This window comes from Ruminococcus flavefaciens, from assembly GCF_900143025.1.
GTDB classification, from domain to species: domain Bacteria; phylum Bacillota; class Clostridia; order Oscillospirales; family Ruminococcaceae; genus Ruminococcus; species Ruminococcus flavefaciens_I.
Map to the genome: position 1 here is coordinate 47,453 of NZ_FRCT01000010.1, position 16,417 is coordinate 63,869.

A 16,417-nucleotide genomic window follows, 5' to 3' on the forward strand; every position below is an offset into this window, starting at 1 on the left:
TAATGGAGGTGCAATTATAATATGGCAAGAATAGCCGGTGTTGACCTTCCAAAGAATAAGAGAATCGAAATCGGTCTCACTTATATCTACGGAATCGGTCGTCAGACTGCAACAAATATCCTCGCAGCAACAGGCGTTGATCCTGACGTAAGAGTTAAGGATCTTGCTGAGGAGGACGTAGCTAAGCTTCGTGACTATATAGACGAGCATTACACAGTTGAGGGTGACCTCCGCCGTGAAGTTGCTCTTAACATCAAGAGACTTGTTGAAATAGGCTGCTACAGAGGCGTTCGTCATCGTAAGGGTCTCCCTGTAAGAGGACAGAGAACAAAGACAAACGCAAGAACTCGTAAGGGTCCTGTAAAGACTATCGCAAACAAGAAGAAGTAAGGAGGTTATGAGCTTTGGCACAGCAGAAAGGTAAAAAAGTTACTACTATCAGAAGACGTAGAGAACGTAAGAATATCGAAAGCGGCGCAGTTCATATTCAGTCCACTTTCAATAATACGATCGTAACTATTACAGATACAGCCGGAAACGCAATTTCATGGGCAAGCGCAGGCGAGCTCGGTTTCAGAGGCTCAAAGAAGTCAACTCCTTTCGCAGCACAGACAGCTGCTGAAACAGCTGCAAAGGCTGCTATGGAGCACGGACTCAAGAATGTAGAAGTATACGTAAAGGGACCCGGTGCAGGTCGTGAAGCAGCTATCAGAGCACTTCAGACAGTAGGCCTTGAGGTAAGAATGATCAAGGACGTAACACCTATCCCGCACAATGGCTGCCGTCCGCCTAAGAGACGTCGTGTCTGATCAAATTGGAGGTGTATTAAAATGGCAGTACAGAAAGAACCAATTCTTAAAAAGTGCAGATATCTGGGCATCAGCCCTGCTGTAATGGGCGTTTCCAAGAAGGAGTCAATCCGTTTCAAGAACGCAAACAACAGAAAGAAGATCTCTGAATACGGACTCCAGCTCAAGGAAAAGCAGAAGCTGAAGTTTATCTACGGCGTACTTGAGAAGCCTTTCAGACATTACTTCTCAATCGCTGAAAAGATGGAGGGTAAAGCCGGTGATAACCTTATCACTGTTCTCGAATCCAGACTTGACAGTGTTGTATACAGAATGGGCCTCGCTCTCACAAGAAGAGAAGCAAGACAGCTCGTTGTACACAGCCACTATACAGTAAACGGCAAGAAAGTAAACATTCCTTCCTATAGAGTTAAGGTTGGCGATGTGATCGCTCTCAAGGAGAAAGACAGAACTTCTGAAAAGTTCAAGGCTACAGTAGAGGAAACTAAGGACAGACTCGTTCCTGTATGGCTCACAGCTAATAAGGACGATTTCTCTGCTACAGTTAATCGTCTTCCCTCAGCTGAGGATATTGACTACGAGGTAGCTACTCACCTCATCGTCGAGCTGTACTCCAAGTAATCCGACAGAGGATCTGCTTGAAGAATCAGTTTACGAAATTAACATTAATTGCGAAATAGGAGGGTTTTTATGCTGGAAAAAATTAATAAGCCTGATATTGATATTGTCGAGCTTAAAAGTGACGGCAAATACGGCAAATTCGTTTTAGCACCGCTGGAGCGTGGATACGGTATTACACTTGGAAACAGCCTCAGGCGTGTGCTGCTCTCCTCACTTCCTGGTGTGGCTGTAACATCTGTAAAGCTTTCCGGCAAGGATGGTACAGTTCACCATGAGTTGTCAACTATTCCGGGCGTAAAAGAAGACGTTACGGAAATAATCCTCAGTATTAAAGGACTGACGGCAAAACTTTACGGAGAAGGCCCAAAGACAGTATATATAGAGGCAGAGGGCGAATGTGAGATCACTGCCGGTGATATAAAGACAGATTCAGAGGTAAATATCCTGGATCCCGGTATGCATATCGCAACACTTGGCAAGGACGCTAAGCTCTATATGGAGATCACTATCGACAGAGGCAGAGGCTATGTTTCAGCAGAAAGAAACAAAAAGCAGATCAACCTCCCAGTTGATGTTATCGCTGTAGACAGCATCTATACTCCTGTTCTTAAAGTCAATTATACCGTAGAGGATACACGACTCGGTCAGGTCACAGACTATGATAAGCTTACAATGGAGGTATGGACCGACGGTACTATCTCAGCTAAGGAAGCATTATCACAGGCAGCCAATCTCCTCAACGAGCATCTGAAGCTGTTCATCGACCTCTCAGAAGAGGCTGGACTTGCTGAGGTCCTTGTTGAAAAGGACGAGAAGGGTAAGGAAAAAATCCTTGAGATGACCATTGAGGATCTTGACTTATCTGTACGTTCATTCAATTGTCTGAAGCGTGCAGGAATCAATACCGTGGATGACTTGATCAATAAGTCAGAGGAAGAAATGATGAAGGTTAGAAACCTTGGAAAGAAGTCCTTCGATGAGGTTAAGGAAAAGCTCCAGTCACTGGGCTTTGATCTCTCATCAGAAGAGGAATAAATCTTAAAATGTGCGTAAAGCGCACAACTATAAAAAGGAGTGAATACAATGCCGGGTACAAGAAAGCTGGGCAGAACATCTGATCATAGAAAGGCTATGCTCAGAGGCATGGTAACTTTCCTGCTTGAGAACGGTCAGATCGAAACTACCGTAACAAGAGCTAAGGAAGTACGTGCAGTTGCAGAAAAAATGATCACTATCGGTAAAAATGATGATCTGCACTCCAAGCGTCAGGTATATTCATACATCACTAAGGAGTCCGTTGCGAAGAAGGTTTTCGACGAGATCGCTCCAAAGTATGCTGATAAGAACGGTGGTTACACACAGATCGTAAAGATCGGTCCTCGCCGTGGTGACGCTGCTGAAATGGCTATCATCAAGCTCGTTTGATCGCAGATATCAAAGATACAAGAGCCGTTCCCGTAAAGGGAGCGGCTTTTCTGTATACATATGATAAAAAAATACGAAAAATCGCCTTAAAGTACTTGCAAAAAAATCGTGGATATGATATAATATAGAGCGTATGAAATACAAATCAAAACGATTGGAGAATAAGTATATGAAGATCAACAAGTTAATAGCTTCTGTTACAGCTGCTGTTTCAACAGCTGCAATGGCTGGATATACAGCTATGACTGCTTTCGCTGAGGAAGCAGAGAAAACAACAAATGCTGCTAACGCACAGCAGCCAAGTGCAGGAAGCCTCCTCACAATGCCTCTCATGCTCCTTGTAATGTTCGTTCTGCTTTATTTTGTGGCTATCAGACCTCAGAAAAAGCGCGACAGAGAGCTCAAGGAAATGCAGCAGAGCCTTCAGGTAGGCGATGAGGTAGTTACAGGCGGCGGTATCGTTGGTATCGTTGTAAGCGTAGGCGAGGATACAGTTGTTATTGAGACAGGCGGTGCAAAGCACAAGCTCAGAATAAAGAACTGGGCTATCACAGAGAATGTTTCCGCTGCTGAGCGTTTAAAGGAAGCTAAGGCAGCAGGAAAGACATCATCAACAGTTGAGGCTGCTGCGGTAGTTGACGACGACGATAAAAAGTCAAAGAAAAAGAAGAACGACGAAGAATAAAAGATAATACCTCCGCATAGAATTATTAATAATTCTACAGCGGAGGTTTTTTATGCGCAGACAAAGGAAAAGCTTGTGGTCAAGCTGGATATTCAGTATGCTTATATCTGTTATGGCTGGAGCTGTGTGTATGGGGGCAGCAGCATTTTTTTCTGCGTCGGCAATGTACTTTTTGATGAAGGATACAGGTTTGACAAAAGCCTTTGCAGGGGCGAGTCTTGCCGCGGGGGCATATACAGCCGCGTATATCTGCGGCAAATACAGGCGCAGAAAGGGACTTATCTGCGGTACTCTCTGCGGAGTTTTCCTGTACGTTATAATATCAGCAGCAGGGATAATGATACTCGGTCAACATACAGGCATAAAAAAACTCCTTCTGCTGACCGTTTTCGGTGCAGCAGGAGGAGTTGCAGGTGTAAATTCAAAGCGCCCCGAAAAGCTGTGGGATCAATAATTTCCCGAGGTATCCTCTACCAGCTTGAATTCGATGTCATAATAGGTTATTTCGCCGTCTTTATCGAGGTGAGCACAGGTAGCAGGGACTTTGTCGCCGACCTTGTACTGGCTCTTTATAGCGTCGTAAAGCTCGTGATAGGTGGTCACATTTGTGCCGTTAATAGCAGTGATGAAATCGCCCGGTTTGAGGGCTGTATTTGCAATATCATAGTCCTTTTCGATCTTCAGGATATAAACGCCCTTGAAGTCCTTGGGAAGATCAAAGCCGAGCTCTTCCTGAATTTTCTTGATATTGCCCTCAGAGCTCATATCATAGAGCTGTATGCCTATTTTGAAGCGTCCGCCCACATAGCCGTTTTTGATAAGCTCCTCAATAACAGGGGAAGCTTCATTGATAGTGATAGCAAAGCCGAGACCTTCAAATTCGGCACTTACATACTTTGAAGAAGTAATGCCGATGACCTGACCGTACATATTAACAAGAGCGCCGCCCGAGTTGCCGGGGCTTATATCGGCGTTTGTCTGTATGCAGTCCATTTCAAAGCCGCCTGTATCGCTGCTTATTTTACGGTTTACAGCTGAAACGATACCGTCGGTAACAGTGCTTGCAAGGTTTGCAGGGTTACCGATAGCAATGACCTGCTCACCTACAACAGCTTCATCTGAGTTGCCAAGAGTAGCAGGTTTCAGCCCGTCAGCCTCTACCTTTACAACAGCGATATCCGTCTTTGAGTCTCTGCCGATTACCTTTGCGGCGTAGGTATCACCGTCCACCGTTTCAACAACGTGATAGCCGTCTGCTTCGAGAACATGGGCATTTGTAGCAATATAGCCGTCCTCGTTGAGAACTATGCCCGAGCCTGTACCCATAGGGTGTTTTGAAGTAAAGTTGCCGTAATCCTTATAGGTATATATCTTCACGATAGAAGGCTTTACGAGGGCAGCTGCGCCTTCGGGAGTATATCTGCCGTTTTCGTCCTTGTATTTTTCCTCATCGAGAGCACCCTTTGGCTTTGACTCCTTATACAGGACTATAGGCTTTGGAGAGCCTATTTTATCAACGACCTTCTCGCTGTTGATGATATCATAGACTATGCCGAATACAGCCAGCAGGGCTGCGATTATAATGAGTATTACGAACATTATGAGCACAGCAGACTGTCCCTTAGGTCTTTTCTGGAAAGTTTCTGTACCGTCAGGGCTGCCGTTGTTCTGACCGTGTTCCAGTTCCTCGAAGCCGATAGGTTCATACATGAACTTATCGTACACAGGTCTCTGCGGCTGTCCGTATTGCTGCTGACCGTAATAGCCGTTCTGCTGCTGACCATAGCCGCCCTGATAGCCGTTATTGTAGTTGTTCTGCGGCTGAGAATAGCCGTTTGGCTGATTAAAACGGTTCTGATACTGGGGCGGGGGAGTGCTGCTGGTGAATACACCATGCTGCTCTGTATTCCGGATACCGTTTGCTCCGCTTTCATCGGCAGGCTTTTCATGCTGAGGGGTATATTGCTGCCTGTCATTTTCGGAGGGATCGCGGTAGAAATTATCTCTTTCGTCCATTGTTTATCCTTTCGCTTTTGGCTGCTTTTCAGGCAGCTGAATAAGAAACTCGGTATATTCTCCGTACACGCTCTTTACAACTATATGACCGTGGTGGAGATGAACTATCTTACGTGAAATTGCAAGTCCGAGACCAAGACCTGTAGTATCCTTGCCTCGTGAAGAGTCTGTCTTGTAGAAGCGGTCGAATACCTGCGTTATCTCGTCATTTTTCAGACCCTCGCCCGTATTCTTTATACCTATGGTACACATACCGTTTACGGAACGCTCAAAGCGGAATGAAAGTGTACCGCCGTTGTTTATGAATTTTACCGCATTTTCCACAAGATTGTATATTACCTGCTGGAGAAGGTCTGCATCGACCTCACAGGTCATTCTTTCGCTTCCGAGACCCTCTACTTCAAGATTTTTGTCCTCGATCTTTTTCTCGAACATGAGAACTGTCTGAATAACGATCTCTGTCAGGTTTACGTCACGGAAATTCGGTCTGAGAGAGCCTGTTTCAAATCTTGACATATTGAGCATTGAGGAGATGAGTATTCGCAGACGCTTTATCTCCTTTGAAACAAGCACAAGGTATTCGTTCTGTCTGCCCTTTGAGATAGTACCGTCAAGGATACCGTCAACAAATCCGCCTATAGTTGTGATAGGAGTTCTCAGCTCATGGGATACATTGGCGATAAATGTCTTACTTGTTTCTTCGCTCTTTGCAACATCGGCTGCTACAGCATTGACGTAGTCAGCTATCTCAGACGAGGTAAACGGGACATTTGTAGGGATAGTCTCTGAGAAGTCGCGTCTTGCGTACTGCTCGGATATTCTACAGAATATTCTTTCATACTCGTCAAGCTTATTGAGCCTTCTCTTTATGAGAAGGAGCTGTATGGATACACTGAGGGCACATATGAGGGTATAGAATAAAGCTATTTTCATAGCAAAGGAATTAACGCCGTCGGACTTGCTGTATATCTTTGCGTACATATGCATAGGCACAAGATCGCCGTTTCCTTTCAGGAGAAAGCAGCTTCCGTACAGCATATAAGGTTCATTTGCGGCGATATTCTTTGTTTCAAGATCAAGGAAATCATTTGCGTCGAGGCTGTTCATTTCGGCTTCGGATATCCTGTCGCTTTTTTTGAGTACCTTTTTTGGCGTTTCCTTATAATCGGCATCAGACAGTACGCAGTTGCCGTTTTCGTCGTAGATGTATATCATCAGGTGGTATTTGCTTGAAAACTTCTTATGAAGGGTTTTGATAAGATCTGAACGCGTATCGCGTGTCTCGGCATAATTATCCTGCATACAGCTTATAAAGAGATCGCCGATAGACTGAAGCTCGTCAAGCTTTGATGACTTATAGATCCATGAGCTTATAGTTATAATAATAACGCCGATAACGATATTTACTGACAGGACTATAAAAATCAGGAATATAAAAAGCTTGTCATAAGAGCTTTTTTTGGTTTTCAAGCAGGATCACCCCTATACAAAATAAGGGGACAGACAGTCCCCTTGTTGTTCTGAAATTAATGAGAACTTATTCTTCTTCGTCAGCCTCGAATTTATAGCCTACGCCCCATACAGTCTTGAGGGTCCACTTATCTGAAACGCCTTCAAGCTTTTCACGCAGACGCTTGATATGAACGTCTATGGTACGGGAGTCGCCGTAGTATTCAAAGCCCCATACTTCGTCAAGAAGCTGGTCACGGGTATAAACTCTGTTCGGATTGGAAGCAAGGTAATAAAGAAGTTCAAGCTCCTTAGGAGGAGTGTCTATATTCTTTCCGTTTACTTTCAGCTCATAGCTGTCCATATTTACAGAGAGCTTATCGTAATGCACTTCCTTCTGCTCGGGCTCAGCCATACCTGTTCCTACGCGGCGTGTAACGGCGTTGATACGGGCAATAACTTCCTTAGCGTCGAATGGCTTTACGATATAATCGTCAGCACCAAGCTCAAGACCGATGACCTTGTCGATAGTCTCGCCCTTAGCGGTTATCATAATGATCGGAACGTTGGAGATCTTTCTGATCTCGCGGCATACCTGCCATCCGTCCTTACCGGGGAGCATTATATCAAGAAGCACCATATCAGGGCTGAGAGCCTTGAATTTTACAACAGCATCGTCGCCGTCGTGACAAAGAAGGACGCTGTATCCGTCTTTTTCGAGATAAAGTCTGAGAAGATCGCAGATGTTCTTGTCATCGTCAACTATAAGAACTTTAGGATTTTTTTCGTTAGCCATTTTGTTAATACCTTCCTTCCGTATTAAACATTTTATTAAGATAATTATAACTCAGATCGGTGAAAATGTCAATCAAAAATTGCTGATTTTTGAATTTGTGAGTTGATTTTGATATACAGCTTTATAAAAGAGCAGTATATCGGTCACAGACGGCTGAAAAGGTCGCACAGAGCGCATATAAGCTCGGTATTGGTGGGCTTTTCCGTAAGCCTGTGTTCTGTCAGCCGTGCCGAAGCACCGCTTTTGAATGCGTGGTCGGCGAGGTTGCGCATAGCTCTTTCCACAAGAGAAGCCTTGGTCGAGTAGGTCTGCGCTATCTCCTCATATATGCCGTTCATGCCGCCCCATAGCCTTTCAGGAGAATCCAGCGCTATTTCGGCAGCCTTTGCAAGGTAGTAAAATCCGCTTAGCCTCCGCGGAAAGCCCAGCTCCTCTATAAGCAGCTCCAGCCGTGAAAGCAGGCTTTTGCCTTTGTCTGCATAAAGCATTACCGCGAAGCACAGGCTGCTTACGGGATAAGGCATAATGAAGCATTTTTCAGCACCGGCTCTGCGAAAGCAGTCGTGTACAGAAGCGGACGAGGTGTAAAGTCCTGCGAATACGGATATACCGCTTTCGGACAGTTGTCTTATTAGATCCAGCAGCTTTTCGTCAGGTCGGAAGGCAAATAATATGATACCGCATATTTTTCCTTCGGATATCCTGCTTTTTATGCTTGACAGAGAGCTTTTGCAGCACTCCGCCATGATACCCATATTCATAAATCTGCGTGAGAGCAGCCTTCCGAGACCGGGCGAATTATCGCATATCAGCAAATGTCCGTTCATTTCGTCTGCTGAGAAAGGGCGGTGATATTGCTTATAGCCCAATCGAAGGTATCTGTTGTGATTATACAGCCGCAGTACGGACATTCGGCAGTCTGATTGATATTGACCTGAGCGCCGCAGTGGGGACAGGTCTGAGCGGTTACTCCGGTTGATGAAGCAGTCATAACTCCTGTAGTACGTGTGAGAGTCCACTCATAGGTCATAAACTTTTCCTTGACTTCACTGCCGCTGATTATAGCGCCTGTAGCGTCGTCCCTGATGTAATTAACAAGCCTTGTTTGCAGGCGTGCTATGATGATATCGTTGCCGCTGTCCTGTCTCCAGCCCAAAAGTGTATTTCCGAGAATTGCGGGGCGGCGTATGATATTGGTCTGACCGGCCTTTTTGAGCTGGTCAAGCTGACGCTGCATCTGAGCATAGAAAGCATCTGTCATATACGGACGAAGCTCGGAGATATCCTTTTTCTGCCAGTCGCTGTCATAGCTGAAATCCTCATCGCCTGCAAAATTGCCGAAATCCAGAGCCTTCGCATTTATCGGCATCGTAAGCAGACAGAATGATGAAAGCAGCAGAAGAATAAATATTTTCAGCCTTTTCATATTGTCCCCCGATGAATATAAAAGCTTTACTTCTTGGTGTGCTGTGAGATGCCCTTGATATTGCTTACAGCCCAGTCGAATGTATCTGTAGTAAGAACAGAGCCGCAGTATTCGCAGACTGTGTTCTGGTTGATGTCGATATGAGCACCGCAGTACGGACAAGTCTGTGAGGTCGTACCTGTAGACTTTGATGTCTTTACGCCTGTAGTGCGGACGAGAGTCCATTCGTAGGTCATAAACTTCTCATCGGTATTGCTGCCGCGGACGATAGCACCTGTGTTATCATCGGTTACATAATCAACGATACGTGTTTCGATACTGATAACGATCACATCAAGGTTACCCTCCTGCTTCCAGCCGAGGATATCCGTATCAAGTACAGAAATGCGGTCGATGTGGTTGGTCTGGTTGTTCTGACGGTACTTGTCGAGCTGTCTGTCCATCTGAGCGAACATTGCGCTTGTCATGTAAGGTCTGAGAGATTCTATATTCTTATTCTGCCATTCATTCTGGAAACGTACATAGAGATTTGATACCTTTTCGCGGAAATCAAATGTTGAGAAATCAGGATCAACATTGAGATATTCGTAAATGCTGCGGAGATCGCTCTTTGGCTTCAGATTGTATGTATGGTGATGTTGTTTCTTGCTTATTCTGTCAATTCTAAAGGCTGTAAAAAGTACGATTGAAGCCGCAGCCAAACCAAAAGCTGTACCGCTGCCGCTTCCTGAGCCTGAATAATCGTCATCGTCGTCCCAGCTGCTGTCGCTGTCCCAATCGTTACTGTCGTAATCGCTGTCCCAGCTGTCACTGTCCCAGCCGCCGCTGTCGTAATCGGAGTCGCCTGCAAAATCACCGAAATCCGCACGAGACCTCAGCGGAATGATGATAAGACACAGAAGAATTGCAATTACGGGAACAAACTTGAAAAACTTTTTCATTGTTATACCCTCACCATATTATATAATAACAATATTATACCATATGATTTTCAATAAATCAACAGACGAGGCGAAATTTTAGTAGTATTAGTGAATTGTAGGGAACGGCGTTATCAATTCGGAATTCGGAATTCCGAATTATTGTGTCTGCTGCGCAGACGGATTTGAATTTGTGTAGGGGCGCACAGTGTGTACCCGCAAGCCCTTAGCCTTTAGCCCTTAGGATATGGCTTCGCTAAATGACACAATTGTAGGGTACGGTGACTTCCTGTAGTACAGGGAGATGTCCGAAGGACAGAGGGTCGCGGCTCCTGTTGGGAGCCCTCGACGTCCCGCAAATTCTAAAAACGTGCAAATAATGCATTATCTATGTAGGGGCGGATATTATCCGCCTGCGAGCAACGATGCAAGTATAAATGACACATTGTATGGGCGGCGTTCCGCCGCCCGTCGGTAAGTGATGAGTGGTAGTGCGCACAGTGTGTGCCTGCAAGTAAATATAGAGCAGCGACATAGATACTGATAATCAGCAGCTTTCACAAAATAGGGACAGTGAAATTGGTCATTGTGATAAATTATCGTTGTTTTTGTCGTTATACAGCCATTTTTAGTGGCTTATGCCCTTGACAATTCTGCGATTATATGGCATAATCTAAGTTGTATAGCTATGTATACTCGTGAGGAAGCTGCGTATTTATACGCGGCAATAAAAAATGAGAGGAGAGTTTTACTATGCTTAAAAAAATCACAAGCGGATTTCTTTCTGCTATAGTTCTTGGCACGTCCGTATTGTCGTCAGTACCTTCGGCTGTTATCAATACTGCAACTGCTGCTGACGGAAAGTACAATTACGTTGACGCACTTGACAAATCGCTGTACTTCTATGAGGTCCAGCAGGCAGGTCCGCTCCCCGAATGGAACAGAGTTGAGTGGAGAGCCGATTCTACTATGGAGGACCCTGTACTGGGCGGCTGGTACGATGCAGGTGACCACGTAAAATTCAATCTGCCTATGGCTTATTCGGCTTCTATGCTTGCATGGGGACTTTATCAGTATCCCGACGGAGTTGAAAAGGCAGGTCTTAAACAAACATACGTTAATAACCTTGAATTTGTCCTTGATTATCTTGCTGAATGTGACAAGGGCAAAGAGGTAATATATCAGGTAGGTATCGGTAAGGACGACCATACATGGTGGGGTCCTGTTGAGCTTCTTGAATATGGTATGGCAGATAACTCACATAAGCTTGAGGACTGCCGTGCTGCTCTGAAATCATCAAAGGGCTGTACAGCTGTATTCGGCGAAATGGCAGCAGCTCTCGCAGCAGGTGCAGCAGCACTTGACGGTGATATAGACGCTTCAAAGAAGGCTGATTATATCAAGCACGCTGAGAATATCTACAATATCGCAAAGGAATCTCCAAGCGATGCAGTTTACAACGACAGCGATGCACAGGGCTTCTACCGCTCGGAGCATTGCTACGACCAGCTTTTCTACGCTGCAAACTGGCTCTATATCGCAACAGGCGACCAGTCATACCTCGATGAAGCTAAGGGCTATATCTCAAAGCTCCCACAGATGCTCGGTGAGGGCGGTACTGCATACGGCTGGGCACACTGCTGGGACGATAATACACAGGGCGGTATGCTGCTCTATGCTATAAACACAAACGATTCAACTGCTATCGCACACGTTAAGAAGCACTGCGACCGTTGGGTAAACGGTGAAGAAGCAAAGAAGATAAGCGGCGGACTCCGCTGGCTCAGCAACTGGGGCAGCCTGAGATATGCAAATGCTTCTGCTTTCCTTGCAACTGTTGCAGCTGATACAGTTCTCAAGTCTGAGGCTGATAAGTATAATGACTTTGCCGAGACTCAGGTAAACTACGCTCTCGGTGATAACCCGCTGAAGCAGAGCTTTGTTGTAGGCTTCGGCGACAAGTATCCTCAGAACCCGCATCACCGTACATCACACGGTTCATGGAAGAACGACCTGAAGATACCTTCACACGCTCGTCATATCCTTTACGGTGCTCTCGTAGGCGGTCCTAATGAGGACGGTTCTTATAACGATGACCGTCAGGACTTCATCAACAATGAGGTCGCTACAGACTATAACGCAGGATTTACTGCTATGCTCTGTAAAATGATAGACAAGTACGGCGGTTCTAAGGATCCGAGCTTCCCTGCAAAGGAAGTACACGACAGCCCTGAGTTCTACGTTGAAGTTCTCTCAAAGGGCGGAGATGCAAGCGGACAGACTATAAGCTTCAAGGTAACAAACCACTCTGCATGGCCTGCAAGAGTACAGGACAATATCTCATTCAGATACTTCATGGACCTCAGCGAGGTAAAGGCTCAGGGCAAGAATCCTGAGGATCTGGTTATCCGCTGCGACCGTGACCAGTCTGAAATGTACGCAGGCAAGGGCTATAAGTCAGCTGAAATATCAAAGCCTATCCAGTACAGCGGCGATATCTACTATATCGAAGTTAAACTCCCTGACGGAAGAGTTGTTCTTCCTATCTCAGAGGGACAGCAGCAGTGCGAGATACTCCTTGCACTTGTAATGCCTGATTACGGCAGCGGCTGGGACGCTTCAAATGACTTCTCAAACAAGGGTCTGGGCAAGACTGCAAAGGGTGCTGACGGCTCAACTATCGGAGTTATGACTCCTTATGTTCCTGTTTATGTAAACGGCAAGCTTTACTACGGTGAAGAGCCTGACGGCACAAAGGCTGACGGTCTCGGCGGTACAGGCAGCGATACTCCAAAGGTAACTACATCAACTACTACAAAGCCAAAGGAGACAACTACCACCACAACTACTACATCTAAAACTACTACAAGCACAACATCAACTACTACAAAGCCTGTTGAGATAACAACAACTACAGATAATCAAGGCGGCACAAATACGACGGAGGTAACAAAATACGGTGATGCTAATTGTGACAGTGAAGTTGATATGTCTGATATAGTTCTTATCATGCAGTCACTGGCAAATCCTAACAAGTACGGACTTAATGGTACAGATAAGAACCATATCACAGAGCAGGGATACGCTAATGCAGATGCTGATAAGGCAGGTGCAGGCGTAACAACAAACGATGCGGTTGCAATACAGAAGTATCTTCTTAATTATTATCCATCACTTCCCGTATGGCCTGCACCATGAATTGAATAGCAAATTTGAAAGCTCCCCGATAATTCGGGGAGCTTTTTAGTTTATCCAAAGAGACAGATTTAAAGGTGCGGACAAAGGAGAGCCTCTTGTCGGAACATTTTGATCCGTCCGCGCAAGCGGACACCACAATTATGCATTATGAATTAAGCATTATGCATTAAAAATCTCCGAAGCATTTGCTTCGGAGATTTGAATTTTTTCAGATACCGCAATCCTCGTATTCCTTCCACTTCTCATAGTAGAGCTTGTTGCTCCAGCTGCGGAAGAGGATATATGCTACGGAACAAATTGCAAGGAATATTGCACACAGTGTAGGCAGTGAATCCTTGAACATCTTTTTTGCGGAATATACATTTTCTTTTTTGCGGCTCATATTATGATATCCTTTGCTGTTATTTTATCAATTATTTGAAGCTGTACCGCCGTTCATCTCAGCCATGAGTCTCTGGAGCTCAGCATCTACCTTAGCATCTGATTCCAGATTTTTGAAGGTGTCTCTAAGCTCGTCGCCTGAACCGCCGCCGAGTGCGTCGCCTGCGATCTCTGTGAATGCAGCAGCCTCAGCTTCCTTGCGCATTACCTTGTCCTCCATTCTCTGGAACTTCTCAAATGAGGAGTTAGGATCAAAGGTACCTGCTGCCTTTGCAAGGCTCTTCTGAGTATCAGCCATCTGTGAACGTGCGATAAGCATAGCCTGACGGCTCTTTGCCTCTTCAAGCTTTGCCTTGAGTACCTCTACCTGATCGCCGATAGCGTCTGTCTGTGCAGAGATAGACTCATACATTTCCTTATAGTTAGCAACGTCCTCGTCAGCCTTTACCTTTCTTGCGAGAGCCTGCTTAGCAAGGTCCTGATCGCCCTTTGAGAGTGCAGCCTTAGCCTTTAACTCCCAGTCAGCCGATATCTTCTGAGCATCAAGGTACTTCTTCTCAGCAAGGCGCTCGCTTGCCTTTGCCTTGCCGTAGTTCTGAGTAGCCTTTGTAAGCTCTGTCTGCATATCAATGATGATCTGCTTGACCATCTTCTCAGGATCTTCTGCTCTGTCGATAAGATCGTTTACGTTAGCCTTGAGAAGGTCGCTTAATCTTCTGAATACACCCATTTTTATAATCCTCCTGTTTCATGTAACAATGTGTTTTAGGCACACCCCTTGTGCCACAAGATAATTATATGTTATAATTTTGTGGTTGTCAAGAAAAAACTGTGCGATTTCATCTGATTTTCATTTATCAGACCTGTGTGTGAACGCATTATTACAAAATTATTCCCCGTTTTTTTCCAGTTCATTAATATATTGCCCGAGTTTTTCAAAGTCGGTATTTGGTGAACTGAGACACTCGTCCGTGTCGATGCCGAGGAGTTTTTCACGGAGATCCAGCATTTTTTTCCTTCGTTCAAAGGCTTCGGCAGTCATGACTATCATATCCTGACATTTATCGTTTATGAGCTTCATGGGTTCAGATGTGATAGAACACAGCTTCACAAAAAGCTCATAGTTATCGCTAAAGTCATCACTTTTGATCGAAATCATGGAAAGTCTCTCCTTTCAAGGCGAAAAAATGATCCCCTGCTTACTATTTTACATTAAAAATATCGAGTTGTCAACATATTTTTGTAAAAATTGATGACTTTTATTTTATGTATATGTCTTTGGACACGGATATACTGCCTTCCAGCTGGTATTTTACATTCAGGGTAAGGGTATCATCTGTTTTTACGGGAGTGATTTCCCGCGAGAGTATACGGGTATCTTTATCGAGAAAGTTGTTTTCGTAGAGGTAAACTCTTTCCATGAGTCGCTGTGACAGCTCTTCCTCGGTGAAGCTGTATTCAGTCGGCGACAGCTCTGTGATATCGGTTCTGTCTATACCTAAAGGGAGCTTTTTTCCGAAGAGCTCAAGGCTTTTACGGGATTTTTTGGAGCTGCTGTGCTCATAGTCGTTATGACCGAAGGAAAGAGGTATACCAAGGCTGAAAAGCCGCAGTCTGCGAAGCTTTTTCCTTTTACCTGTGGGGAGAAGCTCTTTTGAGACAAAGGGGGCGGAAAAGCTTATATTTTCCTCGTATGTGCCGCGGATATCGCCCATAGCGTGATAAATAAAGGACTTGCCGTTGTCTCCGTCGGAGACTCCGCTGATAAGCAGAGTGCCTTTTGGGACGTAGTCACCGACTATGTGTTTTAGCTCGCCGCACTGTACAAGCACAGAGGATATGACTGCGTCACGGCTTGCCACGATATTGCAGGGGACGCGTTCAAGAGCCATATCGGGCTTGGGAACAGCTTCACGTATCTGCACTACGATACGGCTGCCTGTATGTCTCATACCTGCCCATGCAATGCCGTCAACCATAGTTTTGAGGCGGTTCTGGCAGTCACGCAGGTCAAGGCGGTAAAGGGGAGTGCCTGCTTTTACGTCAAGCTCTGCAAGGGCGGCGCGTATCACCTCGTCACTTATGGAGGTATTTCCTTCTATTTCGATGGTAACTACGGTTCGGGAGAAGTAAAGCACTGCTGCGGCTGCAAGTACGAGTCCTATAATAAGACCTGCCCGATTGCGGAAACGGTGAAGCCTTGCGGAAATGCTGTCGTATTCTGCGGTTTTCAGTTCTACAGCACATTTTTCTGCAAGTGAGCGTATTTTCTTCATATCCTTGCGGAAAACATCACCGCGGAACACCTCGCCGCGGCAGTACTGCTCCCTGCATTCGATGCGGCTTTCGTGCATAAGATTTATGAATTTATAGAGCTTCTTTCCCTGTGCGTTTATCCTCACTAAGCCTCTTATTTTCAGACTCATTGTGCTTGCTCCTTTCTGCGAATTCTATTTTTTCGATATATCCGCGGATAACAAGTCCTCCTGTGCGGAAGTCGAAGGCTCTGAGACCGTTTCCGTGTATACTTATATATAATCTGCCTGAGACCAGCCGCATATAGACCTCGTTGTATTCCTCTATCCTGCGGCAGTTGTCTATTATCAGCTCCTTGTTGTCGGAAATGTGTATACCCGAGTTGAGATACAGAGTATCACGGGTAAGCTCCGCAAGCCAGTCAAACATAAGCGT

Annotated in this window: 19 protein-coding genes; 8 read left to right on the top strand and 11 right to left on the bottom strand. The window is 45.4% G+C overall.

Annotated features, from left to right (window positions below; all coding sequences use genetic code 11):
* Positions 1-21 precede the first annotated feature (21 nt).
* The 7 genes from rpsM to BUB28_RS11145 all read left to right on the top strand — a co-directional run bounded on the left by rpsM (position 22) and on the right by BUB28_RS11145 (position 3,994).
* On the top strand, positions 22-390 hold the full coding sequence (gene rpsM, locus BUB28_RS11115; protein ID WP_028517939.1) for a 30S ribosomal protein S13: 369 nt from the start codon (positions 22-24) through the stop codon (positions 388-390).
* A 14-nt stretch (positions 391-404) separates the two neighbouring features.
* The gene (gene rpsK / locus BUB28_RS11120) at positions 405-809 is read left to right on the top strand and encodes a 30S ribosomal protein S11 (protein WP_009984961.1); all 405 of its coding nucleotides are present in this window, start codon (positions 405-407) and stop codon (positions 807-809) included.
* Positions 810-830: 21 nt separating this feature from the next.
* On the top strand, positions 831-1,430 hold the full coding sequence (rpsD, locus tag BUB28_RS11125) for a 30S ribosomal protein S4 (RefSeq protein WP_072951437.1): 600 nt from the start codon (positions 831-833) through the stop codon (positions 1,428-1,430).
* A gap of 69 nt (positions 1,431-1,499) precedes the next feature.
* The gene (locus BUB28_RS11130; protein WP_028517941.1) at positions 1,500-2,465 is read left to right on the top strand and encodes a DNA-directed RNA polymerase subunit alpha; all 966 of its coding nucleotides are present in this window, start codon (positions 1,500-1,502) and stop codon (positions 2,463-2,465) included.
* 48 nt (positions 2,466-2,513) lie between these two features.
* A complete protein-coding gene (gene rplQ, locus BUB28_RS11135) occupies positions 2,514-2,855 on the top strand; it encodes a 50S ribosomal protein L17 (RefSeq protein ID WP_028517942.1) in 342 nt (113 codons plus the stop codon).
* 169 nt (positions 2,856-3,024) lie between these two features.
* Positions 3,025-3,540, top strand: coding sequence for a preprotein translocase subunit YajC (yajC, locus tag BUB28_RS11140; RefSeq protein WP_072951438.1), 516 nt, complete (start codon positions 3,025-3,027; stop codon positions 3,538-3,540).
* 52 nt (positions 3,541-3,592) lie between these two features.
* Complete coding sequence (locus BUB28_RS11145; protein WP_072951440.1) at positions 3,593-3,994, top strand: TIGR04086 family membrane protein; 402 nt, start codon at positions 3,593-3,595, stop codon at positions 3,992-3,994.
* On the opposite strand, the gene BUB28_RS11150 is transcribed toward BUB28_RS11145, so the two are convergent.
* The 6 genes from BUB28_RS11150 to BUB28_RS11175 all read right to left on the bottom strand — a co-directional run bounded on the left by BUB28_RS11150 (position 3,988) and on the right by BUB28_RS11175 (position 10,168).
* Positions 3,988-5,556 (bottom strand): S1C family serine protease, encoded by a 1,569-nt coding sequence (locus BUB28_RS11150; protein ID WP_072951442.1) that lies wholly within the window; start codon positions 5,554-5,556, stop codon positions 3,988-3,990. The two genes, BUB28_RS11145 and BUB28_RS11150, sit on opposite strands and share 7 nt — an antisense overlap.
* 3 nt (positions 5,557-5,559) lie before the next feature.
* A complete protein-coding gene (locus tag BUB28_RS11155; protein ID WP_072951444.1) occupies positions 5,560-7,026 on the bottom strand; it encodes a sensor histidine kinase in 1,467 nt (488 codons plus the stop codon).
* A gap of 67 nt (positions 7,027-7,093) precedes the next feature.
* Positions 7,094-7,801, bottom strand: a complete 708-nt coding sequence (locus BUB28_RS11160) for a response regulator transcription factor (protein ID WP_072951445.1) — start codon at positions 7,799-7,801, stop codon at positions 7,094-7,096.
* A gap of 143 nt (positions 7,802-7,944) precedes the next feature.
* Positions 7,945-8,628, bottom strand: a complete 684-nt coding sequence (locus BUB28_RS11165; RefSeq protein WP_072951447.1) for a sporulation initiation factor Spo0A C-terminal domain-containing protein — start codon at positions 8,626-8,628, stop codon at positions 7,945-7,947.
* Positions 8,625-9,227 carry a TIM44-like domain-containing protein gene (locus BUB28_RS11170; protein ID WP_072951448.1) on the bottom strand — a complete coding sequence of 201 codons (603 nt, stop codon included), beginning with the start codon at positions 9,225-9,227 and terminating at the stop codon, positions 8,625-8,627. The genes BUB28_RS11165 and BUB28_RS11170 overlap by 4 nt, the downstream gene beginning before the upstream one ends.
* A 26-nt stretch (positions 9,228-9,253) precedes the next feature.
* Complete coding sequence (locus tag BUB28_RS11175) at positions 9,254-10,168, bottom strand: zinc-ribbon domain-containing transport protein (protein ID WP_072951450.1); 915 nt, start codon at positions 10,166-10,168, stop codon at positions 9,254-9,256.
* 732 nt (positions 10,169-10,900) lie between these two features.
* Here BUB28_RS11175 and BUB28_RS11180 point away from each other — a divergent pair.
* On the top strand, positions 10,901-13,345 hold the full coding sequence (locus tag BUB28_RS11180; RefSeq protein WP_072951452.1) for a glycoside hydrolase family 9 protein: 2,445 nt from the start codon (positions 10,901-10,903) through the stop codon (positions 13,343-13,345).
* A 208-nt stretch (positions 13,346-13,553) separates the two neighbouring features.
* On the opposite strand, the gene BUB28_RS17080 is transcribed toward BUB28_RS11180, so the two are convergent.
* The 5 genes from BUB28_RS17080 to BUB28_RS17085 form a co-directional block, all read right to left on the bottom strand.
* Positions 13,554-13,727: a hypothetical protein gene (locus tag BUB28_RS17080; protein ID WP_175547846.1), complete on the bottom strand. Its 174-nt coding sequence runs from the start codon at positions 13,725-13,727 to the stop codon at positions 13,554-13,556.
* A gap of 27 nt (positions 13,728-13,754) precedes the next feature.
* The gene (locus BUB28_RS11185; protein WP_072951454.1) at positions 13,755-14,456 is read right to left on the bottom strand and encodes a PspA/IM30 family protein; all 702 of its coding nucleotides are present in this window, start codon (positions 14,454-14,456) and stop codon (positions 13,755-13,757) included.
* A 159-nt stretch (positions 14,457-14,615) separates the two neighbouring features.
* Positions 14,616-14,885 (bottom strand): hypothetical protein, encoded by a 270-nt coding sequence (locus tag BUB28_RS11190; RefSeq protein WP_072951455.1) that lies wholly within the window; start codon positions 14,883-14,885, stop codon positions 14,616-14,618.
* Between the two features lie 100 nt (positions 14,886-14,985).
* Positions 14,986-16,152, bottom strand: a complete 1,167-nt coding sequence (locus tag BUB28_RS11195) for a sporulation protein YqfD (protein WP_072951457.1) — start codon at positions 16,150-16,152, stop codon at positions 14,986-14,988.
* Positions 16,094-16,411, bottom strand: coding sequence for a YabP/YqfC family sporulation protein (locus BUB28_RS17085; RefSeq protein ID WP_072951459.1), 318 nt, complete (start codon positions 16,409-16,411; stop codon positions 16,094-16,096). Before BUB28_RS17085 ends, BUB28_RS11195 begins: the two co-directional genes overlap by 59 nt.
* Positions 16,412-16,417: the final 6 nt, after the last annotated feature.

Bases quoted from the DNA above. Each gene is read 5' to 3' on its own strand.
- rpsM (WP_028517939.1), top strand. From the start codon at position 22: ATGGCAAGAATAGCCGGTGTTGACCTTCCAAAGAATAAGAGAATCGAA.
- rpsD (WP_072951437.1), top strand. From the start codon at position 831: ATGGCAGTACAGAAAGAACCAATTCTTAAAAAGTGCAGATATCTGGGC.
- BUB28_RS11130 (WP_028517941.1), top strand. From the start codon at position 1,500: ATGCTGGAAAAAATTAATAAGCCTGATATTGATATTGTCGAGCTTAAA.
- rplQ (WP_028517942.1), top strand. From the start codon at position 2,514: ATGCCGGGTACAAGAAAGCTGGGCAGAACATCTGATCATAGAAAGGCT.
- yajC (WP_072951438.1), top strand. From the start codon at position 3,025: ATGAAGATCAACAAGTTAATAGCTTCTGTTACAGCTGCTGTTTCAACA.
- BUB28_RS11145 (WP_072951440.1), top strand. From the start codon at position 3,593: ATGCGCAGACAAAGGAAAAGCTTGTGGTCAAGCTGGATATTCAGTATG.
- BUB28_RS11150 (WP_072951442.1), bottom strand. From the start codon at position 5,556: ATGGACGAAAGAGATAATTTCTACCGCGATCCCTCCGAAAATGACAGG.
- BUB28_RS11160 (WP_072951445.1), bottom strand. From the start codon at position 7,801: ATGGCTAACGAAAAAAATCCTAAAGTTCTTATAGTTGACGATGACAAG.
- BUB28_RS11165 (WP_072951447.1), bottom strand. From the start codon at position 8,628: ATGAACGGACATTTGCTGATATGCGATAATTCGCCCGGTCTCGGAAGG.
- BUB28_RS11170 (WP_072951448.1), bottom strand. From the start codon at position 9,227: ATGAAAAGGCTGAAAATATTTATTCTTCTGCTGCTTTCATCATTCTGT.
- BUB28_RS11175 (WP_072951450.1), bottom strand. From the start codon at position 10,168: ATGAAAAAGTTTTTCAAGTTTGTTCCCGTAATTGCAATTCTTCTGTGT.
- BUB28_RS11180 (WP_072951452.1), top strand. From the start codon at position 10,901: ATGCTTAAAAAAATCACAAGCGGATTTCTTTCTGCTATAGTTCTTGGC.
- BUB28_RS17080 (WP_175547846.1), bottom strand. From the start codon at position 13,727: ATGAGCCGCAAAAAAGAAAATGTATATTCCGCAAAAAAGATGTTCAAG.
- BUB28_RS11185 (WP_072951454.1), bottom strand. From the start codon at position 14,456: ATGGGTGTATTCAGAAGATTAAGCGACCTTCTCAAGGCTAACGTAAAC.
- BUB28_RS11190 (WP_072951455.1), bottom strand. From the start codon at position 14,885: ATGATTTCGATCAAAAGTGATGACTTTAGCGATAACTATGAGCTTTTT.
- BUB28_RS11195 (WP_072951457.1), bottom strand. From the start codon at position 16,152: ATGAGTCTGAAAATAAGAGGCTTAGTGAGGATAAACGCACAGGGAAAG.
- BUB28_RS17085 (WP_072951459.1), bottom strand. From the start codon at position 16,411: ATGTTTGACTGGCTTGCGGAGCTTACCCGTGATACTCTGTATCTCAAC.